The 24,067-nt window shown below is 45.4% G+C and carries 23 protein-coding genes; 3 read left to right on the top strand and 20 right to left on the bottom strand.

All coding sequences use genetic code 11. The annotated features are described in order from the left end of the window. Nucleotides 1-159 precede the first annotated feature (159 nt). Nucleotides 160-600 (top strand): MarR family winged helix-turn-helix transcriptional regulator, encoded by a 441-nt coding sequence (locus tag ACFWMP_RS21020; protein WP_042193018.1) that lies wholly within the window; start codon nt 160-162, stop codon nt 598-600. Nucleotides 601-1,178: 578 nt separating this feature from the next. Here ACFWMP_RS21020 and ACFWMP_RS21015 read toward each other — a convergent pair. From ACFWMP_RS21015 to ACFWMP_RS21000, 5 genes are all read right to left on the bottom strand, one after another. Beyond that, on the bottom strand, nt 1,179-1,583 hold the full coding sequence (locus ACFWMP_RS21015; protein ID WP_283909630.1) for a VOC family protein: 405 nt from the start codon (nt 1,581-1,583) through the stop codon (nt 1,179-1,181). A 127-nt stretch (nt 1,584-1,710) separates the two neighbouring features. Beyond that, complete coding sequence (locus ACFWMP_RS31500) at nt 1,711-1,806, bottom strand: WCX domain-containing protein (protein ID WP_445254226.1); 96 nt, start codon at nt 1,804-1,806, stop codon at nt 1,711-1,713. Between the two features lie 414 nt (nt 1,807-2,220). After that, nucleotides 2,221-3,612 (bottom strand): stalk domain-containing protein, encoded by a 1,392-nt coding sequence (locus ACFWMP_RS21010; RefSeq protein ID WP_379424621.1) that lies wholly within the window; start codon nt 3,610-3,612, stop codon nt 2,221-2,223. Between the two features lie 343 nt (nt 3,613-3,955). After that, nucleotides 3,956-4,435: a 23S rRNA (pseudouridine(1915)-N(3))-methyltransferase RlmH gene (rlmH, locus tag ACFWMP_RS21005; protein WP_379424620.1), complete on the bottom strand. Its 480-nt coding sequence runs from the start codon at nt 4,433-4,435 to the stop codon at nt 3,956-3,958. Nucleotides 4,436-4,580: 145 nt separating this feature from the next. Further along, nucleotides 4,581-4,931 carry an ArsR/SmtB family transcription factor gene (locus tag ACFWMP_RS21000; protein WP_379424619.1) on the bottom strand — a complete coding sequence of 117 codons (351 nt, stop codon included), beginning with the start codon at nt 4,929-4,931 and terminating at the stop codon, nt 4,581-4,583. Nucleotides 4,932-5,071: 140 nt separating this feature from the next. Between ACFWMP_RS21000 and ACFWMP_RS20995 the strand changes: the two genes are divergently transcribed. Continuing rightward, nucleotides 5,072-6,484: an MFS transporter gene (locus ACFWMP_RS20995; RefSeq protein WP_379424618.1), complete on the top strand. Its 1,413-nt coding sequence runs from the start codon at nt 5,072-5,074 to the stop codon at nt 6,482-6,484. Between the two features lie 99 nt (nt 6,485-6,583). Here the strand turns inward: ACFWMP_RS20995 and ACFWMP_RS20990 are convergent, their stop codons facing one another. The 8 genes from ACFWMP_RS20990 to ACFWMP_RS20955 all read right to left on the bottom strand — a co-directional run bounded on the left by ACFWMP_RS20990 (nt 6,584) and on the right by ACFWMP_RS20955 (nt 15,313). Continuing rightward, nucleotides 6,584-6,751 (bottom strand): CxxH/CxxC protein, encoded by a 168-nt coding sequence (locus tag ACFWMP_RS20990; protein WP_076120603.1) that lies wholly within the window; start codon nt 6,749-6,751, stop codon nt 6,584-6,586. Between the two features lie 229 nt (nt 6,752-6,980). Further along, nucleotides 6,981-8,732 carry a thiol reductant ABC exporter subunit CydC gene (gene cydC / locus ACFWMP_RS20985; RefSeq protein WP_379424617.1) on the bottom strand — a complete coding sequence of 584 codons (1,752 nt, stop codon included), beginning with the start codon at nt 8,730-8,732 and terminating at the stop codon, nt 6,981-6,983. Next, nucleotides 8,729-10,495 (bottom strand): thiol reductant ABC exporter subunit CydD, encoded by a 1,767-nt coding sequence (gene cydD / locus ACFWMP_RS20980; protein WP_379424616.1) that lies wholly within the window; start codon nt 10,493-10,495, stop codon nt 8,729-8,731. Before cydD ends, cydC begins: the two co-directional genes overlap by 4 nt. After that, nucleotides 10,495-11,511 carry a cytochrome d ubiquinol oxidase subunit II gene (gene cydB / locus ACFWMP_RS20975; RefSeq protein WP_042193024.1) on the bottom strand — a complete coding sequence of 339 codons (1,017 nt, stop codon included), beginning with the start codon at nt 11,509-11,511 and terminating at the stop codon, nt 10,495-10,497. Before cydB ends, cydD begins: the two co-directional genes overlap by 1 nt. After that, on the bottom strand, nt 11,508-12,902 hold the full coding sequence (locus ACFWMP_RS20970; protein ID WP_339244133.1) for a cytochrome ubiquinol oxidase subunit I: 1,395 nt from the start codon (nt 12,900-12,902) through the stop codon (nt 11,508-11,510). The genes cydB and ACFWMP_RS20970 overlap by 4 nt, the downstream gene beginning before the upstream one ends. Nucleotides 12,903-13,125: 223 nt before the next feature. Continuing rightward, complete coding sequence (locus tag ACFWMP_RS20965; protein ID WP_042131698.1) at nt 13,126-13,356, bottom strand: cold-shock protein; 231 nt, start codon at nt 13,354-13,356, stop codon at nt 13,126-13,128. A gap of 92 nt (nt 13,357-13,448) precedes the next feature. Continuing rightward, entirely contained in the window at nt 13,449-13,649 is a 201-nt protein-coding gene (locus ACFWMP_RS20960) for a cold-shock protein (RefSeq protein ID WP_019914582.1), read from the bottom strand. Between the two features lie 419 nt (nt 13,650-14,068). Continuing rightward, nucleotides 14,069-15,313 (bottom strand): S1C family serine protease, encoded by a 1,245-nt coding sequence (locus ACFWMP_RS20955; protein WP_379424615.1) that lies wholly within the window; start codon nt 15,311-15,313, stop codon nt 14,069-14,071. A 374-nt stretch (nt 15,314-15,687) separates the two neighbouring features. On the opposite strand from ACFWMP_RS20955, the gene ACFWMP_RS20950 reads away from it, so the two are divergent. After that, nucleotides 15,688-15,897 carry a hypothetical protein gene (locus ACFWMP_RS20950; protein WP_379424614.1) on the top strand — a complete coding sequence of 70 codons (210 nt, stop codon included), beginning with the start codon at nt 15,688-15,690 and terminating at the stop codon, nt 15,895-15,897. Here the strand turns inward: ACFWMP_RS20950 and ACFWMP_RS20945 are convergent. From ACFWMP_RS20945 to ACFWMP_RS20915, 7 genes are all read right to left on the bottom strand, one after another. After that, the gene (locus tag ACFWMP_RS20945; RefSeq protein WP_042193028.1) at nt 15,863-16,672 is read right to left on the bottom strand and encodes an MBL fold metallo-hydrolase; all 810 of its coding nucleotides are present in this window, start codon (nt 16,670-16,672) and stop codon (nt 15,863-15,865) included. The two genes, ACFWMP_RS20950 and ACFWMP_RS20945, sit on opposite strands and share 35 nt — an antisense overlap. Before the next feature lie 14 nt (nt 16,673-16,686). Further along, entirely contained in the window at nt 16,687-17,427 is a 741-nt protein-coding gene (yycI, locus tag ACFWMP_RS20940; protein WP_042193029.1) for a two-component system regulatory protein YycI, read from the bottom strand. Nucleotides 17,428-17,465: 38 nt separating this feature from the next. Further along, entirely contained in the window at nt 17,466-18,758 is a 1,293-nt protein-coding gene (locus ACFWMP_RS20935) for a YycH family regulatory protein (protein ID WP_042193030.1), read from the bottom strand. After that, complete coding sequence (gene walK / locus ACFWMP_RS20930; RefSeq protein ID WP_042193031.1) at nt 18,755-20,584, bottom strand: cell wall metabolism sensor histidine kinase WalK; 1,830 nt, start codon at nt 20,582-20,584, stop codon at nt 18,755-18,757. The genes ACFWMP_RS20935 and walK overlap by 4 nt, the downstream gene beginning before the upstream one ends. Next, nucleotides 20,584-21,315 (bottom strand): response regulator YycF, encoded by a 732-nt coding sequence (gene yycF / locus ACFWMP_RS20925; RefSeq protein WP_339244138.1) that lies wholly within the window; start codon nt 21,313-21,315, stop codon nt 20,584-20,586. Before yycF ends, walK begins: the two co-directional genes overlap by 1 nt. A 189-nt stretch (nt 21,316-21,504) precedes the next feature. Then, nucleotides 21,505-23,049 (bottom strand): peptidoglycan DD-metalloendopeptidase family protein, encoded by a 1,545-nt coding sequence (locus ACFWMP_RS20920; protein ID WP_339244140.1) that lies wholly within the window; start codon nt 23,047-23,049, stop codon nt 21,505-21,507. A 309-nt stretch (nt 23,050-23,358) separates the two neighbouring features. Next, nucleotides 23,359-24,009 carry a hypothetical protein gene (locus ACFWMP_RS20915; protein ID WP_339244141.1) on the bottom strand — a complete coding sequence of 217 codons (651 nt, stop codon included), beginning with the start codon at nt 24,007-24,009 and terminating at the stop codon, nt 23,359-23,361. Nucleotides 24,010-24,067: the final 58 nt, after the last annotated feature.

Below are 24,067 nucleotides of genomic sequence, written 5' to 3'. Positions count from 1 at the left end.
TCCCCTCTCCTTCCTTGCATCATCTGCAGACCCATTAAATACCTTTTTCAGTTGATGTATCAACCTTAAGACAATACCACTCCCTTAAGTTGACATATCAACCTATGAATACATAGTAACACCTTGTGGTTGATGCGTCAACCATGATATTATATTCGTATGGATATAAACGAACTTAACGAAGATGAAATGCGGATATGGAATATGTGGAAAGGCTCCTTTAAACGAATCTTCGGTCGCGTTGTAAAAGAAATGTCTGAACACACAGGACTCTCAGAGGGTGATTTTGGAGTATTAGACCGGCTAGTCCAATTTGGCAATGGTAAGCTTCGCCAACAGGAATTAGCTGACTCGATGGACTGGGATAAGAGCCGACTATCACATCATCTAACGCGGATGGAAAAACGAGGTCTAGTTCTGAGGAAACCTCTAGACACAGATCGCGGTGTTCAAGTCATCATTACTTCCGCCGGAAGGTCAGCCTTAGACGAAGCCCTTCCCATAGTCTCAAAGGCAATACGCAAGCATTTTCTAGATCTATTAACCGATCAAGACATTGAGTCGATTACTACACTGGCGGAAAGAACAACAACATCCTGATTGCTGTTTTTGATGTAAGGAACCGGCCCCTTCCGCCAAAATAGCGGAGGGGGCATTTTCTTTCTTATCGGGCAGAGGGAAGATTCTCCGCAGGCACCCTTGTCATATGTTCCCCTTCCCGATCCGCCACGTGCTTGAACCCCGTTCTGACTATAATCCAAGTTTTTATCACTAAGACCCACCAACCCAAAATGAAAGAAACTTGCCCCTACTTATGATACGGTTCACCGTAACATCTACTTAACCTCACACAATTACAAGGTAATTTCTCAACCCATTATGCTTTTATTAATAAATGAAACTCACATCCTTCAATATTCTCTTTCAGAACTATTCGAAATTCAATACAATAAAAGCGCAATCAAGAAATTTATTAGAAATGAAGTCAGAAAGTTTGTCCATATGCAAAATTCTGCTGAAGCCAACTAATCGCCAAACAAGAAATCAACGCCCCAGCATTATTTCACTGGAGCGTTGATTTAACCAAAAATAGTATGCATTAAAATTTGGCCCTACTTATGATACGGTTCCCTGCGCTGTCTGTAACGGCAAGTTTGAAGTCCATCCTTTACTGCCCGTCAATGTCTACTTCTAAACCGTTTAATCGCATCCTCGGTCACCGGCTCGAAGAGGTTAAGAAGATTGCCATCGGGATCGCGGAACAGCATAGAACGGTTCCCCCACGGCATCATGGTCGGTTCCTTTACCCAATTATCAACAAATGGCTTCAAGCGCATATATTCAGCTTCAATATCGTCGATGCGGAACTCAATAATGACAGTGCGATTATTGGCCCCCACTGCGGAACCGGCGCCGAATAGCTGCGTCGTCTGGGAGTGGCCGATTGCAAGGGTGCATGATGGCAGAACGAGTTCGGCAAATACGGGCGCAGGTCGCTCTGCCGAAACCCCCATGACTTTCTCATAGAACTCGACGAGACGATCCACGTCGTCAGTAATGATACGTACAGAAGCGAAATTCACAAGATATCATCCTTCCTAATAATAGGTCTGGCTGTGTCCCACAGCCGTTGTAAAACATACTTTTTACTATCTATCTCCTTTACATTTACATGTCCAATTATAAAAAAACGCTACTGACAACGTTATGTCAGTAGCGTTTTAGAATTCTTTGGGCTTCCTCACGAATCCAATTTCGGAATGATTCGGGTTCCAACACGATAACGCCCGCTCCCCAGCCAAGCACATTAAAAACAAGCAAGGTTGGAATGCAACTGTTGTGATGCAAAAAGAAGTCGCTTTTATGACAGTGTAGAAATTAATACAGAACCTACAAACCGCGTGGCATCAAACGCTGTAAATCTACACTCATCTTCAGGAATTTTCTATGGTTCCTATAAAGGATATAATGTTAGAAAGTAACGAGACTATGTCAAGAAGAATGGTAAGAAATTGTTGGAACGATATCAACAGTTCTACTCTGAACCAGTCACCCCTAAAGATCAATAATTTGTTGTAGACATTTGCTTAACTATCCTCGTTAAAGAGTCCTATTCAAAAATAGAGCCAGACATTCTCCCAAAGAGAATGGCCCGACTCTATATCTGTTAAGATGTGTTTCTATTACCAAAGGTTCAACTTCACCTCATGCAACCTTGTATTAGGATAGCCGATGAATCGACCATACTATATTCGTACTGAAACCAAGGGTTAGACCGTCAGCTTCGTAATATAATCCAACTTCATCACCTGCTTGCAGCTCTACATCACCGGATAGCGTCACCGTCGCACTACTTAGTACGGTCCTTATAGTTAAAATTAACGCCATATTGACGTCCAAGATAGGCATATAACCTTTTATTAAATCAGTGCTGCCATTCTTCTTTACGGTAAAAAATGGATCAATGCCACTTCCTAAGCTTATACTAACTGGAACGTTAGTCTTATAGTTAACAGTTGCATGTATAGCATACTTGCCAGTGGCCGGTGCCGTAAATATCCCTGTAGCAGGATTAAATGCAGGGTTTGCGTAATAAGGGGACGCCTCACTCCAATTCGTAAATATCGTGCCACTAGCGATTGAGTATGTCGTACCCGTAACAGAAAATCCTTCCGAGGTAAAAGAAGTCCCCGCTGGCCCTGGATCTCCTTGTGCTCCCGCCGGTCCTGATGGGCCTTGCGCTCCCGCTGGCCCCGGATCTCCTTGTGCTCCCGCCGGTCCTGCTGGGCCTTGCGCTCCCGCTGGCCCCGGATCTCCTTGTGCTCCCGCCGGTCCTGATGGGCCTTGTGCTCCCGCTGGCCCCGGATCTCCTTGTGCTCCCGCCGGTCCTGATGGGCCTTGTGCTCCCGCTGGCCCCAGATCTCCTTGTGATCCCGCCGGTCCTGATGGGCCTTGTGCTCCCGCTGGCCCTGGATCTCCTTGTGGTCCCGCCGGTCCTGATGGGCCTTGTACTCCCGCTGGCCCCGGATCTCCTTGTGATCCCGCCGGTCCTGATGGGCCTTGTGCTCCCGCTGGCCCAGTCGCTCCGGTATCGCCTTTATCACCCTTGACTCCACTGCCTTTAGAATTCTGCGATTCTTGGTCACCCGATGGCTGAGTACTGATGGTGATGGTTTTCATGGTGGAATTCCATACTACTTTTGCACCGAATAATTCGGCAATAAAACGTACCGGTACCATAACCCGGTTCTGAATGATCTTAGCAGGTTGATCGAGCGTGACCTTCTCCTCTACATCACCGACTTTAATGCTGGCGGTCGGGTCGCCTATAATCAGCGTACCCGATGCATCTCCTTTAAAAACCGCTATTGTTTGTGTAGAACTGTTCCAGTTAAGAGACACGCCGAGCGAGTCTTCAAGGACCCTCAAAGGCATAAGCGCGGTTCCTTTATGGACAACGGGTTCGACGTCACTCGGGATTACGCTATCATTAACGATAATAGTAATCTCGGCCACTTGGCCGACCGGAGCCGCCTGAGCAACAGGAACCACAAACAACGTCATTACAAGCACAAGTACAATAGATAATTGCAGTCTTTTTATTTTTATCACTTTGCTTTCCCCCATATTTAGTCAATTCGAAGTAGATACCAGCACCTAAATAATTACGAACAGCATTCAATGGTTCGGCGGTTTCAATCTGATAGGGATCACCTTCAAGTCCCGTTCCTCCAGCAAAGCTCACTGCCTCATATGCCTTACCTTCATCTGTCGCGAACAATCCGGGTATACCACTTAGCACCACTAGCTAGATCTATTATAATGGAACTAATTGTATTTAATAGTGACCGCTGTCATCAGTATTGTCACATGACAAATTAATTTAGTAGTCATTTACCGAAGCCGACAACGGAGATTGTGCGAAGATTCATACTCAAAAGCATAATATTTCGCCCTACTTATGATAAGGTTCCCCCCGATTTATCTTCACCGCGCGATAAATCTGCTCCACCAGCACCAGGCGCATGAGCTGATGGGGCAGCGTCATGCGCCCGAAGCTCATGCGCTGCTGCGCGCGGCGCATGACCTCGTCGGAGAGCCCATGGCTCCCTCCGATGACGAACACGACATGGCTCGTCCCGTAGGTGCCGAGCCGGTCAATTTCTGCGGCAAGCTCTTCCGAGCTCCACAGCTTGCCGTCAATCGCGAGCGCAATGACATGCGCCTCGCTCTTTATGTGCGCGAGGATGCGTTCCCCCTCGCGCGCCTTAACAATACCGACCTCTGCTTCGCTTAGAGAGTCGGGTGCTTTTTCATCTGCCACCTCAATCACCTGAAATTTCAGGTACGGTGTCAGCCGTTTAGCATACTCCGCGATGCCACTGATCAAATACTTTTCCTTCAATTTTCCTACGCCAATAATTTGAATAAGCATAAATGCCTCCTATTATAGTCCTCTATAGAAATAGCAAAAGGACGCGCTCTAGGCGTCCCTTATAGTTTTAGAGAGTACCTTCTCTCGCCCAATCCTTATATCTCTTGTATTTCATGTATTCCCTGTCCTCATAGGGCTCAATCCGTTACTTCCCTTCCTCCCGCTCCTCCATTACAAAATCCGGCTTTTCCCCAGCTTCATAAGCACTCAATATAGAATCCAGCAATCCTGGGAAACGTGCGCTCAGATCCTCTTTCCGTAGCGACAGTATACGCTGGGTTCCTTGCACCCGCGTAAACACAACCCCTGACTCGCGCAGCGTACGGGCATGGTGAGACATGGTGGATTTGGCAATCGGAACGTTGAAGCCGTTGCAAGCCTGTTCTCCATTTCTATGAATATCCGATACGATATGGAGGCGAATCGGATCGCTGAGCGCATACAATACGGAAGCAAGCTGAATGTCCTTGCGGTCCGGATGAAATAGTATTTTCATGGATGATTATCCCCTTTGTCCTACTTTTAATGCGAAAAAAATATTGGTGATCCTAATTGCATTTTATATCAACGCATGCTATATTTCAATTGTTCGTAAGTAATCGAACTATTAAACAATAAAAAAGGAGTGCTTCGCACATGACTTCTGTAAATAACCTATCCGTGAATGCGGATCATGAAGCCTCCGCTCCGGAAGCGACTCTTCCACGGGAAGGCCTGCTGACTCTGCTGTTCAGCATCGCTGTGGTTCTCGTCATCATGAATACAGCCATGTTCAATCTGGCACTGCCTGATGTAACCGAAGCCTTCGGCATTACAGCTGCATCCGCTTCTTGGATTGTTACCGGGTATTCCATTATGTTTTCGATCGCCTCAATCACGTACAGCCGGCTCTCTGATTTTCTGCCGATCCGCCGCCTGCTGGTGATAGGCTTGTTGACGCTAGGCTTTGCGGCTGTGGCCGGCTTCTTCAGCACCAACTTTATCTTTCTGCTTATCGTGCGTATTCTACAGGCGTCGGGCGCGGGCGCAGTAATGTCCTTATCTCTTGTGCTGTTTACCCGCTATGTCCCGCAAGCCCGTCGCGGCAAAGCGATGGCGACGATTATGTCAGCCGTTTCACTCGGCCTAGGCCTTGGTCCGGTCGCGGGCGGAGCCATCGTCGAATATCTCGGCTGGATCTGGTTGTTCGCTGTAACGGCAGCTATTTTGCTTCTCGTGCCATTGTTCCTTATCCTGTTGCCTAAAGAGGTACCCACCCGGGGCTCCTTCGATGTGCTTGGTGGGCTGCTCTTGGGCGTCGGCACCACCGGTCTGCTGCTGTTCCTGACTAGTGGGCTGTGGGTGGCCTTGGTCGCCGGACTTGTCGCCATCGCTTTATTTGTTGGCCGCATCCGCAGCACGCCCGACCCATTTGTAATGCCCGCGCTTTTCCGTAACCGCTCATATCTCGTACTGGCGGTGGTCGGTATCGCCTCCTATCTGTGCAGCTTCGCCACCTTGTTCCTGCTGCCACAGATTTTGACTCATCGCTTTGGCTTCAGTGCAAGTCATGCCGGGCTTGTGATCTTTCCGGGTTCGCTGCTCGCCATTTTCGTTTCCCGCTCCGTCGGACGAATCATCGACCGTTATGGCAATGCGGGGATATTGCGTTTCGCTCCACTGCTTGTGTTGACTGCTACCGTCCTGTTCGCATTCTTCGCTGGGCGGTCCTGGATTGCCGTTATGCTGATTTATATGATTATGAGTCTTGCCTTCACGACGTTGTCCAGTAGTGTATCCAATGAAATCTCACGGATTCTGCCTTCCTCACAAATAGGCTCCGGGATGGGACTGTTCCAGCTACTGCAATTCTTTAGCGGCGCCTTCAGCGTAGCTATGGCCGCAAGTGCATTGGAATGGCAGCGTGGGCTGCCGCTCCGGGCCGCTTACTCAAACATCTACTGGGGACTCTCTATTGCAGCAATGCTTGCCATCATCTCAGCCATTGTCTACCGCAAGAACAACCCAGGTAGCTCCCTGACCAATATGGCAGATGCAGCAGATGCATAAGATTAATCCTCCAATGCACCTATAATTATTCCACGCAAAAACACCTTGCGGCCCATTTCCGGGACTGCAAGGTGTTTTTTTATAAGTCTTAAAGGTCCTTTAGACCACCAAATATTCAGCGTTCTTCTCACATTGGGTGCACTTTGCCGGCGGGTCCCAGTCAGAGAATTCCGTTTCCTTCAAATCTACTACATCTGGTGCATCTTCATACTCGTCCACAAACAAATCAATAGCTAATTCTACATGTTCTTTACATACTACATACATTCAACCAAGCATCCCTTTCTGTGCCGCTACGGCCTAATACTCCTTCTATTGTTCTACCATACTTCCCACGAAAATGGAACTCCTATCTATCCATTCCAGCGATCTGTTCATCCATTGTCTATATTCTTGCCCTTCACCAAAAAAAGATTCCTCCCACCCCGAAGGGCAAAAGGAATCTCATCATTTCTCTCTCTCTATTATCTATAAATATTATTTTAAACTCTCCATCCTACCCTAGAAACTCCACCGGACGATCCAGCTCATATAATCTGCGGTAACGTGGTTCTTTTTTCATCAGCTCTGCATGGGTTCCACGCATTTCTACCGAGCCATTTTCCATAAAAATCACTTCATCCATCTGCTCCGCACCGACCAAATGATGCGTTACCCAAATTAGTGACTTATCCTTCATGGCTTCAAACATTGTCTTCAAAAGATCACGTTCCGTCCGCGGGTCCAACCCTACAGTCGGTTCGTCGAGTATGACAACAGGGGTATTTTGCAGCAAAATACGAGCTAACGCTATCCGCTGACGCTCTCCACCGGAGAAACGTTGCCCCGCTTCACGAACAAAGGTATCATATCCATCTGGCAACGAGGAGATCAACGTATCCATTTTGGCTAAGGCGCCAGCTTCTTTAATGGCTTGTTCGGAAGCCTTCGGATCACCCATACGAATATTGTTAGCTACTGTAGTATCGAATAAATGTGGACTCTGATTAAGCACCGCTATAATAGAAGGAATATGCTCGCCATAGGCATCTGCAGCGATTCCATTAATCGTAACCGAGCCCTCAGAAGGTTCAATAACACCTTGAATAGCCTTTAATAACGTCGATTTACCCGCACCACTTCGGCCGATGATCGCAATCTTTTTACCTTGTGGAATATCGAGGCTGAGATCGCGAACCGACCAGTTATCCGCTGATCCATAGTGGTAACCTACATTTTCGAGCTTGATGTGAGCACTCTTTATGGCCTTAGGTAGAGCATCGACTACTGATACTTTTTCAGATACGATGTTCTGCTCAGTTCCATTTACACCAGACAATCGCTCCAAGGAGTTACGGTACTGCGGGATTTTCTCCACCGCTTCGGACACTGGCAGAAAAGCATCTGCTACAGGAAAAACAACCAATACAAAAGCTGCGATCAAAGTACCTGCAATAGCACCATCTGCAAACTCTCCAGCGGCCCAATACAGCATAGAAAGCACGCCAATCCCAATTACCGCTTGCCCAATGAACGTACGAATACGTGCCCAGCTGCGCAGCGCTGCATCGGTTTTGGCTACTTTTCTCTCATCTGCTTCATAAGTGTCTACGAACTGGCTTTGTCGTCCACTAATGACCCAGTCACCCATACCAAGTACGGCGTCAGTCAGCTTTTGATAGAGACGATTACGCTCTACTTTCACTTCACGTTGGCGCTTCTGTGTGAACAATAGAGATAAGAACGGCAACACCACTACTAACACCAATATATACAGAGCCATCAATAGCGCAAAGGCGATATCAAAAGTACCCAGTGCAATCACAGCTGCTCCATAAATCAGCAAAGCAATAATGCTTGGAAACACGGTGCGTAGATATACATTTTGCAAATATTCAATGTCATCTGCAAGCATCCCGAGAATATCCCCAGTGCGGAAGCGTGACGACAGGAACAAAGCCTGTGGCTCCAAAATATTGTACAGACGCACACGCATCTTAGATAGAATTCGCAAAATCGTGTCATGCCCAACTAAACGTTCTACATAATGAATGACAGCCCTACTCGTTCCGAACGTACGCACACCTACAATCGGTACATAAATCATTAGAATATTTTCGACGGGTGTAGACGCTTTTGAGATCAGAAATCCTGAAGTATACATTAATGATGAGGCTGTAAAAATCGTCAACGCCCCAAGCACGATAATAAGCACAAAACGCCAAAAATACGACGATACATACGGAGCAAACCATCCTTCACGTTTCAATGGATTCCCTCCAATTGCGACCCAATCAACTCATAATACGCACCCTTGCGGGCAAGCAATTCCTGATGGGTACCGATTTCTGCCACTTTTCCTTGTTTCATTACTACAATAATGTCCATATCAAGCATCCAGTGCAGGCGATGTGTAGCCAGAAAGACCAGCTTTCCTTCAAAAAGAGGCACCATCGTCTCCTTCAGCTCATATTCCGTCTCAATATCCAGATGTGCCGTTGGCTCATCCAATAACATAATCGGACGACTGCTGAGTAAAGCTCGAGCCAGCGCAACCCGCTGCTCCTGCCCGCCACTGAACGAACGACCTCCGCCGCCGATCATCTCATCCAAGCCATTCGGAAGGGTTGCCGCCAGCTCTGATAATCCAGTAGCTTTCACAGCTGCAGCCACAGCTTCCATAGAAGCCTCAGGGTAATAGAAGCGAATATTATCAGCCAATGTACCACTAAAAATATAAGGGCGCTGCGGGATATACGAGGTCTGCTTTCGCCAAGCCTCATCCGTTAATGCGCTAACCGTTGTACCGTTTACTGTGATACTTCCTGAAGTAGGGTGTAAGAAACCACCCAAGATATCGACTAGTGTAGATTTACCGGCCCCACTCTCTCCGATAATCCCAATTTTGCTTGCTCCTTTAAATTGCAGGTTCACCGCTTCCAGCGAAGAAAGACCAGCTTCCTCGTATTTCACACTGACATCATTTAATGTAAGTACGCTATTTTTATGCCAAGTGAATATCTCTTCTGGTGTTTTCGATGCTGATCTCAATGCTTGGTCACCATTAGAACCTACTACTTCAGCTTTCACTTCATCCTGATCTATAATGCTTTTCATTGCCTCAGCGGCTTCCTTACCATCGAGAGTAGCATGGAAATCCGAACCTACCAATCGTACAGGCAAAAAATATTCCGGTGCCAAGATCAGAATGGTTAAGCCCGTAACCAGTGTCATCTGATCGTTGACCAGACGCAGGCCGAGACTTACCGCGACGGAAGCAACGGATAACATCGTAAAGAAGTCCAGCGCGAACGAAGACAAAAAGGCTACTCGCAGTGTACGCATCGTCGCCGAGCGATACCGATCGCTGACGGTGGCAATACTCGTGCTATGACTACGACTGCGGCCCAGAAATTTCAGCGTTTCTAGCCCACGGAGGGAGTCTACGAAATGATTAGATAAGGTACGATAAGATTTCAGCTGACGGTCCATCTGCTTGCGAGCCGTCATCCCGATCAAGATCATAAAAACAATAATAATCGGCATAGTGATCGTTAGAATTATCCCACTCGCGGTATCCATCTTGTAGATATAAATAAGCACCAAAATCGGTGTAATTGACATCCCTACCATTCTAGGGATAATCGCTTCTAAATATGTGCGGAACTTTGTTACGCCTTCCAGCACAAGTGTGACAAGATCCCCGGTTCCACGCCCGCCCACCATTCTGGGTCCAAGCTGGAAGAGCTTATCCATCATTTCCCTCCGCATGTTGCTGCCTGTTGCTTCCGCAAAGCGGTGAGAGATACGGCTCATCAGCATGGCGCAAGCATGGCGCACTAGAAATGCAAGAAGGAACAATAGCGAAGTAGCCCATTGTTCCTTCAGAGGTTCTCTTGCAAATAGCGCAGAGATGACTTCTGCCAGCCATTTGGCCAGCAGAAGTATGGACATGCTTTGCACCAGGGTAAGGAGGCCAACGATCAGAAATACCGGCTTAACTCCTTTATACCCAAGCAAATTTTTATCCATTAGTATTCAAGATGCTCCTTCTCGTGAACGCGTTTATGAAAGACAAAGTAACTCCAAATTTGATATCCCAATACGAATGGAAGGATGGTCAGTGCCACAATCGTCATTACCTTTAAAGAGTAATGTCCCGAAGCCGCATTGGTAATTGTCAAATTAAAGGCTTGATCGATTGAACTAATCATGACACGTGGGAACAATCCTACAAAGATAGAAGTTACGGACAATGCTATTACCGCTCCTGTCATTCCAAAAGCATAGCCATCCTTCTTCTTCGTCATGAAATAACCCGATAATATGAACGCGATAATTCCCAGCGCTACTATAATCATAAGAACTAAACCACGTTGTTCGAAAATATCAGTCATATAATAAGTCATTACCACGAAAGCGAGCAATAGAGCCCCAAGTGGCAAAAGCAATCTTTGCGCCATTTTTCGAGCGCGAGCCTGTAGATCACCCACTGTACGCAACGTTGTGAACATGAGACCATGTACCAAACAAAGAAGGACAACAGTCACACCAGCTACTACGGTATACACATTTACGATATCTGTAAAACCTGCGTACATTTGCATATCCCCATCAATCGGCAAACCTTTGATGAAGCTGGCGAACACCACAGCAAGGAGGAAAGGTGGGAGGAAGCTGCCGAAAAAGATACAAACATCCCAAGTTTTTTTCCAAGCTACTGAATCCCGTTTACCTCTAAATTCAAAAGCAACACCACGTGCAATCAAAGCTAATAAAGCAAAGACAAAGGGAATGTAAAATCCGCTAAACAACGTTGCATACCACTCAGGGAAAGCCGCAAACATTGCACCCGCAGCAGTAATTAACCATACCTCGTTTCCATCCCAGAAGGGTCCGATCGAGTTAATCAGAATCCGGCGCTCAGTGTCATTCTTAGCGAGAATTTGTGTTTCCATCCCTACGCCGAAATCGAAACCCTCCAGGAAGAAGAACCCTATAAACAGAACTGCAATGAGCACAAACCACAATTCATTAAGAGACATCATTGGGCGCCCTCCTCGTTATATGGATCATGCGAATCCCCGTGATCGTTATCCATCGCATAAGGACCTTTTTTAATCACTTTCATAAACAAACCAATTAGAACTAATCCGAGAATGGCGTAAATCGCTGTAAAAGAAATAACAGAGAATAGAACCTGACCACTTGTAATGTTAGGCGACACACTGTCTTCCGTTGTCATCAATCCGAATACCGTCCATGGCTGACGCCCGAATTCGGTCATGACCCAACCCGCTGTATTCGCGATTGGAGGAAGCAGTATTCCCCATAACATAAACCGCATAAACCAAGTGTTTGGACGGTCCATCTTTTTGCGCCACATTAAATACATTGCGTACATACCCATTACGATCATTAACGTTCCTGCTAGAACCATGATCCGGAAACTCCAGAATGTCGTACGTACTGGCGGGATATAGTCACCGGGGCCATAGGTTTGCTCATACTCAGCTTGCAGCTCAAGCATACCTTTAACTTCACCGGAAAATTTACTGTATGAAAGGAAGCTTAGCATATACGGAATTTGAAATTCTCCAGTACTTTCCTGCTTGTCAGGATCAATGTTAGCCCATACGGTCCAAGGTGCTGGGTCACCACTCTTACCCCACAGTCCTTCAGAAGCCGCCATCTTCATAGGTTGAGTCTCAACCAAATACTGTGCTTGCGCATGGCCTGCCACGGCTACACCAATAGAAGAAATGATACCTACGATTGCTGCAATTTGAAAAGATTTCTTAAAGAAAGATACATCTTGTTTCTTCAATATCTTATACGCACTAATACCCGTTACGAGGAAGGCGCCTGTTGCATACGCAGCAAGAACCGTGTGCGGGAATTCAACCAGCAATTGTCCGTTCGTAATGAGCGCGAAGAAATCATTCATTTCTGCCCGTCCATTATTTATCGCAAAGCCCACAGGATGCTGCATAAAGGAGTTCGCTGCTAGAATCCAGAAAGCGGATAACATCGTACCGAATGCTACCAGCCAGATGGATAACAAGTGCACTCTTTTGGACACTTTGTCCCAGCCGAATATCCAAATCCCAATAAAAGTAGATTCCAGAAAAAAGGCTGCCAATGCTTCAACTGCAAGCGGAGCCCCGAAGACATCACCCACAAAACGTGAATAATCAGACCAGTTCATCCCGAACTGAAATTCCTGCAAAATACCTGTAACTACCCCTACTGCAAAGTTGATGAGAAATAGCTTTCCCCAGAACTGTGCCATTCTTTTGTACTCTTCATTGCCTTTTCTAACGTACATGGTCTCCATGATCGCAATCAAGAGCGCTAGTCCGATTGATACCGGTACAAAGAAATAGTGGAATATTGTCGTCGACGCAAATTGTATACGCGACAGCATTACTGTATCCATATTTTTCCCTTCCTTCTCCCCTTTTCGTTAATTATATTGTGTCAAAAATTTAGACGTCATTTTGTGATAAATGTCACACAAAGGGATACTTTTAACGGTGAAATTCAAATGATTTGTGACAAAAATCACAATTTACCTTAAAAAAAGCAAAAAAAATAAGACGGTTTGACCGTCTTGAAGTTGTTCACTGTTCTATAACAAGCTTGACTCATAAAGGCATTGGTTAGGTAATGGAAATACCCTTCTTCAGCGATTTGAGATCGCCATTCGAATTAAGCAATTGTGGTAGCATCTTCGTGCTGCGAACCATTGGAGAGTCACATAGACGGCAAGAAGGCGCATGTTCAAATGCGAAATTATCCCTCATCCATCCGTTGCATCCATCATTGGTACACGCCCAAATCGCGGTATTTTCTTCCGGTATTTCTTCCAAAGGTTTCTTCCGGTAGTTCATTGCCGTTCCTCCCATCCTGTAAGTCAATAGTGACTAACTAGATATAAAAAGACCGTCCCAACTTTCACAAGCTGGGACGGTTTCTTCTATTATTACAGTTTTACAACGTTTTCGGCTTGTGGTCCACGGTTGCCTTGAACAACGTTGAATTCAACGCGTTGGCCTTCGTCCAAAGTTTTGAAGCCGTCGCCAGTGATTGCGCTGAAGTGAACGAATACGTCGCTTCCGCCTTCAACTTCGATAAATCCGAATCCTTTTTCTGCGTTGAACCATTTAACTGTACCTGTTTGCATGTGTGTTACCTCCACAAATTTAAATTAATATGTTCTTTTTATCTTCAAACAAAGAAAAAATTCACACATTGAAAAAGGTTGTATTACCGAATATAACAGCCCTTTTCAATGCGAAAATTAGGGACTAAATGTATGATTGATATCATATTACCACACCTGATTAGCAAAGGCAAGCTGGCATCCGTATATATCCGTTTCTACCCTAATAAGTATTACCTTCCAATGTAAGGGTTGCCAGTCAGCCCAAAATTGATTAAATCAGCTTATAATTGCCATATTTATCAAAACTTTAGAAGAAATAGATCCCCGATAGCGATACAGAGTATCGCTATTTCAGGAAGCTCTACCTTCTCAACCGAAGGGGTAGTCCGCTCTACTTGTCATTACTGCTATATCATTATATGCCGACTTCCAGCATATTATTCCTCTGGTTTTTCAAGAAGTTTTACTGTAGTCTGATTGACTTTCCCATTTCGATAATAGGTAATCTTCAGATCCTCACCAATCTTCGTCTGATTATATAAATACTTGCGAAGGGAGAGCGTGGATGTAATAGGTTCATCATTAAATTTCGTAATTACATCATTAAACTGTATTCCCGCTTCTTGTGCAGGTCCAACAGCATCCAGAACGACAACCCCATCCTTAACATTGTTCGGTAGGTTCAGTTCCTTGCGTTGGTCCTCTGCGAGAGGAATGTAAGGATTGTTTAAATCTACCGAATATACGCCTAAGTAGGAACGGGCAATTCGCCCTTTCTCAGCCAGTTCATTAGCGGTATCTATCACATGGTTAGCTGGAATAGCAAAACCCAGCCCTTCTACACCTGCATCGGAGATTTTCATCGTGTTAATACCGATGACTTTACCATCCAGATCTACAAGCGCCCCGCCGCTATTGCCTTCATTAATTGCTGCATCGGTCTGAATGACCTCTTGCTCCCAATCATATACGCCGTCCTGATTCAAGGATACGGGAACCTTCCGTTCAGTATAGCTGACAATACCTGAAGTCAATGTGTCACCAAGTCCCAACGGGTTTCCGATGGCAATGACCGTTTCACCTAAACGAAGCTTCGAGGAATCCCCGAGCTCTGCGATTGTATTGATACCCTTGGCATCAATAGAAAGCACCGCAATGTCACTCACTTTATCCGTTCCAACGAGTGTAGCTTTACGTGTCTCGCCATCTACTGTTACGACTTCAAGATTGCTAGAGTCTTCGATGACATGGTTATTAGTAATGATAAATGCTTTATTATCTACCTTTTTATAAATCACTCCAGAGCCTAATGCTGACTCATCCAGAATGTTCAATTCTTTATTATCTTCTTTATGATTGATAATACTTACTACTGCAGGACGAACCGTAGCAGCGGCTTGAATGATACGATCAAACGGATCTCTGCTTGGGGCAACCTCCTCAGTTGTTACTACCGACTTCGGGGCAGTTTCGTGACTCATTTGTCCAGTAAGCATACTGAATAAAAACACTGCCACCACAGCACTGATTAAGGAGCAGACGGCGGATATTTGCCAAGTGGATAAGCCCTTGCGCGATCTTCGCACAGAATGCTTGCGGTTAGCAAATGATCCCTTTGATGCTTCATCCCCTCTGGACCGTGATACTTTAGTTGAATAGAAATCGTCATCAAACAATCCCACCGAAAATCTCCCCCTTCTATTGCCAACCGTTCACAGTATCTAAAACCTGAACCTCTAGCAATCACGTTCCAAGCATATACCTCTGCATCCTTTAGACTCCAACAATCACTAAAAAGTTTCACTTTATCCATTAACCACACAATAGTTTCAGTTAATCGAAAGAATTTTAGAATCTTTCAATATATCTTCTCTACTAGGAATATTTTGCAACTTAAAAGACTACACTAATAGAAAGGTTCCATAAATTTAGAGTTTGCTTATCACGTCTATAATTGTATCACAGGCAACCCTCAATTCGTGATTTTCCTGAGGTAAAAAGCCTGCGAATTTTTTACAACTCCAGTTCTGTTTTTACTACATAAGGAGGTATAATTATGAATTCTTTTTCCACAAATATGGATCTGGTGGAGTTTATCGGTAAGCTTGGCGATTTGAAGGATGAACACTACCATATGACCCTTGCCTTCAGTGCTATGATCGAATTGATGATCGATAAAGGCCTGATCTCCCGCCAAGAATTAGAACGAAAGACTGCTGAGCTTGATCAGCTTATGACAACTGGCTCAGCTTATCCCATGGCGTAGGTTGGTCATAATACGTATCGCAAAGCTTAAACTCACTATCTTTAAAGAAACAGCCCCGATCCTCCATTGCGCAACGTACCGACATTTTAGCCAAATCCATCATATTATGATCCCGGCTTAAATGCGCTAAATAGGTACGTTTAGTCCGTCCTGTGAGAATTTCACTTAGTGCTGCTCCGGCTGCTTCATTAGAAAGGTGACCCATGTCGCCAAGTATGCGTCGTTTCGTATTCCACGGATAACGTCCCATCCTCAGCATTTCAATATCATGGTTCGCCTCCAGCACCAATACGTCGGCCTCTGAAATTGCATCTCTTACCTTGTCGCTAACATACCCCAGGTCTGTAGCTACACACAGTTTTTCTTTTCCATCATAAAAATTGTAACCCACCGGCTCCGCCGCATCATGAGAAATTGCAAACGATTCTACACGCAGACTACCAAAATCCCTATGCTGTCCCGACTCCATAATGATTCGGTTATAGTCGGGTATTTTTCCAATGCCTTTTTCAATGGCTCCCCAGGTATTGGTGTTCGCATAAATCGGAAGATCGTATTTACGGGCCATTGCCCCGAGTCCTTTAATATGATCGGAATGCTCGTGTGTGACTAGAATCCCGTCTATATCATTACCCGTTAGCTCGCGCATGGCCAACAGCTCATCGATCCGCTTGGCACTTAGTCCCGCGTCAATCATAAGTGTTGTCTCCCCGTTCCGAACCACCGTTACATTTCCGGTAGAACCACTGGACAGTACTGTAAATGAAATCCCCATTTTCCTTACTCCTTCTAATCTGTTGTCTTCGGACTGATGATGTCCGCACTTATAGCATCCACATAATAGGCATTGCCGTTCTCCAGCATGAACCGCCACATTGGCGACGCTACCTGACTTTCGGAGTTGAACAACTCACCATAATAACCAAGCTCAATCTCCTTTACTACGGAGTCTGCCGGAAAATATTTTTCAATCAAACTGCTAAGCGCTTGCGATGCCGGCAGTACCTTCTGTTCCTTATCGCTACTGCTTGCCCCTATCTCAATCTTAGGTGAGCGGAAAGCTACAATCTTCTGATCACTATTAATCAACTCTAACCTAACTCGGAATAGCGACCACTGATTCTGAACTAGCGGGTGAAGCACGAACTTCCCAACTTCACTTTCTTGAGAATCAAAACGATAATTTGCGATATCCGGTATTTGACTCTCAAGCGCCTTGCTAAGGTCAGTGAAGGAAGAATAGATCAGCTTGCTGTCTATAGGAACATCTAATTTAATGGGTGGTTCATTCTGCTCTTCAGCAGAATATCGATAAGTTATATTAGGAAGCTGCGGGGTAGAAGCCGGAATGGGACACAACACACGAATCCCTTTCTGCTCCATGACCGCCTGGGTTTCTTCGGACAGGGAAGTGAAATCGAGATTGGCACTAACCTGATCGCGCAAATCAATCCACAGCTGATAACATAGCAGCAGATTTAGACCTAAAAAGGCGCAAATTAGTACATTTTTGGCTCTTCCCCAATCCATACCCTTACCTCCTAAATGTTATATGAACAACTTGTACATTAATTTAATGTAAGAACGCTGCCGTCAATAAGCGTAACCTTCCAGACTGGAAGTAGTTGCAGCTTCTCTTCTTTCACTACAGGTACATACGCAGGCGTTAAATCCTTCACTGCCGAAGTTTTGCTAACCGCAGACAATTGATTCTCTAGCTCCACGCCTCCAGATAGCTCTACGATTTTCTTTTCTGCCTTACTCTCATCAATATAGATTAACGAGCGTTCATAAGAGGATACGGTGCCTTGCTGCAATTCCAGATTAATTACACCATACTGCAGCTGCGAGTTACTCATGATCGGATAGGAGCCATATGGATAGGAACCATAATATTGTTGAAAAGAGACCTTTCTCTCCTGTCTCCCCTCCTCGGTGGCTTCAAGACGATAGGTTCCATTCCATCCACCATGTTGGTTCACAAATTCTACAGCTTCAAGCGCATCCTTGGCAGGTGTACTGTCTCCGGCTGGAAGTGCGGCAGGATCGCTATAGCTCATCCAATTCCGTTCCTTATCGACCTGAAGACTCCGTTTGCTATCCGTATAAATCTCCGAGCCATTTTTCTCGCGAATATATCTAGTGCTTCCAACATCGAAGAAAAGATTGTTCTGCATTTGTTCTATGGTATACATGCCTGAAGGCATCTCAACCTGAACCAGAGAAATCTTGCTGTCTGGCACATAATAATCACCATCTACGGACTTGTAAGGCGTCCAGTTCTTGCCGAAATCCACATGCTGCTGCACGTCTTGCACAGTTAAATCCGCTTTTGCCGCTTCATATATAATGTCGCCTCTCGTACTGAAGAAAATGGCATGCGCTTTGGAGTCATTCTTAATGTTATAGATCCAAATGCGATCAATGCTTTCTCCTTCAAATAGGGAATCAGGTGACAGCTGCATAACCCGCTGAAGTAACGTTACCGGAATGCCGGATCCGAACGAAAGCTCAATCCCCGGATTCTCATTTCGAATCTTATCCCAATCATAATCCTGTACCGAGTGCCGCTGGAAGCTTTCAAATCCACGCCCTTTTAACCGATTCATAATCAAACTATAGAACGTTGAGTCTGGATAAAAAAGCGTATGTTTGTTATCGCCCATATGGATGATCATTTTATCAGGGTACAGCAGGTTCTCGACCTTTTCCTCCGGTCCCATATTGTCTGTCTTCACATATAGATTCTCGGAGAGTACCGCTGAGTCTGCACCAGGCAAGCGATAAATCAAATAGTAACTCTCAACAAGACTTCCCAGCACGAGCAAGGCTAGAATCCATGACTTCAATCTCTCCTTCATGCCTCACTCCCCCTTTGCGCATTCAGAGGTAGTGTAAAGGTTACCTTAGAGCCTTCATTAAGCTCGGATTGCAGGGAAATAGAGCCTCCATGGGCTTTCACAATTTCCCGGGCAATGGAAAGGCCAAGTCCGGTGCCTCCCATATTCCGTGAACGCGCCTTATCCACCCGATAAAAACGTTCAAAGATCCGCTCGATGTCTTTCTTCGGAATACCAATCCCGGAATCACGTACAGAAATGGAGAGCATTCCATCCTCACTTTTCAAGGCTTCCAATTCAATCGTACCGCCTTCTGGCGTATATTTTAATGCATTGGAGACCAAATTCCCCAAGACCTGATCGATTTGATCACGATCGAGCCATGCTGTGCTGACATCCCTACGGACCCTTGTACTAATGTCGATCCGCTTCTGCCGAATCTGAAAAGAAAAGCGGTCTGCTACATCCTCTAGCATTTCAGTAATATCCGTCTGCTGAATTCTGAGAAGTGCCTCCTTGGAATCCAGACGCGACAGATGCAGTAGATCCGTAACCAAACGAATCATACGCTCGGTTTCGTTACGAATAACCCCAACAAAACGAACCGCTAACTGCGGGTCCTCAAGCGCTCCATCATCAAGTGCCTCCACATAGCTTTTAATCGTTGTAAGTGGTGTTCTTAGCTCATGCGAAACGTTCGCGACGAACTCTCGGCGTGATTCCTCCAGGTTCTCTTGCTCAGTTACATCTTGCAGCACGGCAATAGTACCGGCAATCCCACCTTCACGGCGATGAATCGGAGTAAACGTAACTCTCACGATATTAGAATCTTCTCCACCCATATGTGTCAGATGAAGCATTGCAGACTGGGCATTTCCTTTAGCCAAGGAACCACTCTGCTCATAATCAAGACCTAGCAATTTATCCAGTGGGGCACCTTCCGGCAACGGACCTTCTGTTCCCAGCATAAGTGCTGCTCGAAGGTTCATAAGAATGACTACACCATTCTCATCCGTGGCTACCACACCGTCACTCATATTCGTCAGAATAGAGGTAAGCTTCTCTTTCTCTTCCTCATTCTGAGAGAGCGCCTCACGCAATCTGCCGGTCATATAATTGAATGCCTGACTGAGTTGTCCAATTTCATCGTTGCCGAGTACGGGCATTTTTCGATTGAACCGACCTTCAGCAACAGCTGTTGCATGCCTAGTCATTTCTTTAATCGGCTGCGTAATGGTGTGTGCAAGAATAACACATAGGACAACTGTCAGTCCCAAGGCTAACAGCAAACCAGAGATGAATACACTGTTGATCCTGCCCATGGTCGCATATAAATCTTTCATGTCAGCAGCAATATAGATTGCACCTACTACCTTGTCACCGGAAAGTACCGGCTTGGCCACAACCTTTTTCCGCACATTATCATCAGCAATAATATATTCTTCATTATCACTGATCCCCTGCAAGGCGCGATTGACTACGGTCTGAGTGTTGCGCTGTCCGACATAGTCATTCTGTGAGGGCACGGAGGTGGTGATGATTTTGCCGCTGGCATCAAGCACCTGAATCTCGGCCCCGTTAATGTAAAGATTATTAACCATACCACGCAGACTTTCTACAGCCGTTTCCTCGTCAACGGTACCAGCCTCACTACCGAATTTATCAGCAGTCAGGATGGACAGCATCTCCGCACGTGCTTTAAGATCCTTCGTGAAGTTATCCGTTAACGAGTTCTTCATCGAGCTGACAAAATAGACTCCAATTAACTGCATAGCTATCAGAATCAGCAGCACATAAATAATAATAAGCTTGGCCTGAATTGTCCGGAAAAAGGACCACCACTTCATCACAGTCCTCCGCTTTTAGGGCTATGCATCAAATAGCCAAGTCCGCGCCGAGTATAAATATATTCCGGCTTGCTGGGATTCTCCTCAATTTTCTCTCTTAGACGACGGATCGTCACGTCTACGGTCCGCACATCGCCGAAATACTCGAATCCCCACACAGCCTGCAGTAAATGCTCCCGGGTCATCACCTTACCCGCATGTTTAATCATATAGTAGAGCAGCTCATATTCACGATGGGTCAAATCAAGCGGCTCCCCACCCTTATAAACCAGATACATATCTGTATCAATAAATAGATCAAAATGGTATATACCCTGTCTGGTCTCTGCAGGTTCATTCGCCATTCCCGACGGTGACGGTTTGTGCTGTCTCCGCATTTGGGCCTTCACTCTGGCGAGTAGCTCACGTGTACTAAAAGGTTTGGTCACATAGTCATCCGCACCAAGCTCTAGACCAAGCACCTTATCAATCTCTCCGTCTTTGGCAGTAAGCATAATGATAGGAATGTCCAAATGTGCAGAACGAACCTCACGACAAACATCCATCCCGTCCTTACCAGGCAGCATAAGATCAAGCAGCATAAGATCAGGCTTTTTGGACAATGCCAATTCTACTGCACTGTTACCATCAAAAGCACAAATAACCTCGTAGCCTTCTTTTTCTAGATTAAACTTCAATATATCAGCAATAGGCTGTTCATCGTCTACTACCAGAATCGTTCCCATCTGCATGTCTCAGCTTCACCTTCCTATCCCTACTTAAAGATCATTCCTTTATTTTAACATACCTGTCTTACCGTCACATCCTACGAAATAAGGAATCGGCTTCCCCAGCAAAAAGAAACAGCTATATCGTCATTCCTATATTAAAAAAAATAAAACCGCTCGAGTTTAATCGAGCAGTTGAGGTTAAACTATGAATTATCGCAAATACTTCATTGGATTTACCGCAGTGCCATTCTTCCGAATCTCAAAATGCAGATGTGTTCCCGTCGAGCGTCCAGTATTGCCCATTACGCCAATTTTGGCGCCTTGCTCCAAACGCTGTCCCGTAGAAACGGAGATGCTGTTTAAGTGGCCATAATAGGTTTCGTATCCGTTACGGTGATCCACAATAACCACATTTCCATATCCACTCTTCACACCAGCAAAGATTACAGTTCCGGCATCAGAGGCTTTAATGCTCCGGTTGCCAGATACCATATCTAGACCCTTATGAGCACGGCTCCAGCGCTCACCGAAACTACTAGTAAGGGTTGCTCCGCTTACTGGCCAACTGAACATGCCTGTTCCTTCACCAACTACCTTCGTACCCCGATAAACCACTTCAGGGAGAGAAGATTTAATAACGGTCTGACCCAACCACTCTTCTTGTACGACCATTCCGTTTTTCTTTGTTAACCGATACTGCATTTCTTTAAGGCCCGTTTGTCCTGGACGAACGACCTTACTTTTGCCTGCTGGTAACTGGTCACTTTTCCGCACGATCACTTCAGGCTCAGTAACCACCTGCTCTGACACTTGCTCTACAGTAACAACTGTAACATCTGGCTGTGGTACCTTCAGCTTCAGTGTATCTCCAATCTTCAACGTTAGCTCTTTCACATCCGGGTTGTTACTATAGATCTCTTTTTGCGTAATTTCAAACCGTTTGGCAATCCCCGAAATCGTATCGCCCTCTTGAACGGTATAAAGAAGTGGTGCTTCTTTACCCTCGGTAAGAGTTTTGACCGCTTCCTCGACATCCAATACTTTGTTAGGATCTGTCTTCACTGGAACAATAGCAACTTCTTCACTAATTTTGACTGACTCCACTTGGTTAGGAGCTTTTGCTTTCGCAGCACTTGAACTTGAGGCTGCTGTTCTTGTGAGCTTACTAGCCGTTGCTACTTTAGTTTGCGGAACATAATGATTCTTTACCCCTTCAAGCACCGCATTTGCGGTCTCTTGATCCTTAACAATGCCAACCACCTTGCCATCTACCAATAATTGTACACCTACGGCATAGGCCTTCAGCATTCCATCTAGTTTATTAAGCGTTGCTTCACTATCAACTTCCGGCTTGTACGCTTTCTCCTGTTTAATTGTAATGCCTTCTGTCTGAAGCACCATCGTTGAATCTGGATACTTGTCCTGATATTCCTGTTGCTTCTTATCATACAGCTGATTAAGCTGTGCCTGATCGTTAAGCTTCCCGATCTCCTTACCCTTCACCAACACTTGATAGTAGGTTTCGGTATTGGCTGCTACATACTTTTTCTCTGCACCGATCAATACAGTGGTTAGAAGTACTAGGCCAACAGCTCCCAAAATCCAAGAACGCCGGAATCTACGAGTCCCTTTTTCTTGATGAAAGTGTGTGGAGTCGTGATCGAAATTGTGGCTCTGCTGAACATCTGCTCCGGATTCTGCTGTGTCACTATTCCGCAGTTTCCCCATCCGGCGCATGAACTTAAATCCCTTCATGAAACTCTCCCTTTCAGTCCGCTCTGTCATCTGATATGAACGGCCAAGCTAGTTGTACGATCTCGATTATATAGATTACGACCATGAATGTTTCTGCTTATCCTAGTTCTAAATTCCTGCTTCTAATGGACCCTCAAAAAGGTTACAATTGGTTACAAAAAATTAACCCTTTGAACATCCTTGTCTAATGTACCATAGCTGAGCGAAAAATTTCAACTTTGTACACATAAAAAAACCCACGAAATACGCGGGTTTTTTGCGCAAATATGAAAATTTAGCCTTTTTCTTGTGTCTAGAAATTGACAATTACTATGGCTGCTGTAGAGTTTCTGTAGTTGGTGTAAGCATTTTCATTATACTCTCGTATTCATCGCGATCAACATATTTGGCAATGACTTGTTGCAGCTCCTTAACCTCATCCTCCGTTAGACCATCCTCCATCGCCGTGGAGATTTTCTGCATCTCATCCTGCGGTAGTTTGGACATCAAGATATTGAATATATTTACCTTCTCCGCCGAAGGGAGATTATCTTTTAAGTCACCTATTGCCTCAGGTGTCATTACCAATTTCTGGTCCTCTGAAATTCCACTCTGGCTTTCGTTAGTAGAAGACTCATTTGAGGCTTGGCCCATAACCGGTAAAGCATCCTCGGGTGCTTTTTCCTCCACCGGCTCCCCTTTTTCAGGTGTATCCTTACTGTTATCTTTATCCTTGTTTACCGCGCTGCCTGTTGTCGTCGCTTCTTTATTCGCTTTATTGGAGTCCGATTGGCTATCCATGCCAATAATGCTCTTGACCATCCCACCTAAACCTGGGCCTGGACTATCCACTTTAATATCGAAGCTCGCCAGCACCGACTGAATATAAGCATTTACAACCACGCCCGTAGTTAGAATAGAAAGTGTACTTGCGAGTACTACAATTAGACATACTCCCAGTGCACGCTTCACGATCTTCATTTCTTCTCTCCTCTCACCTATGTTCAAGTCTATCTGGTATATTTTTTCCATGTTTTTC

It is taken from the genome of Paenibacillus sp. NPDC058367 (assembly GCF_042723305.1).
In the GTDB taxonomy this organism is placed as follows: domain Bacteria; phylum Bacillota; class Bacilli; order Paenibacillales; family Paenibacillaceae; genus Paenibacillus_AQ.
This window is presented reverse-complemented; position numbering and strand designations above follow the sequence as displayed.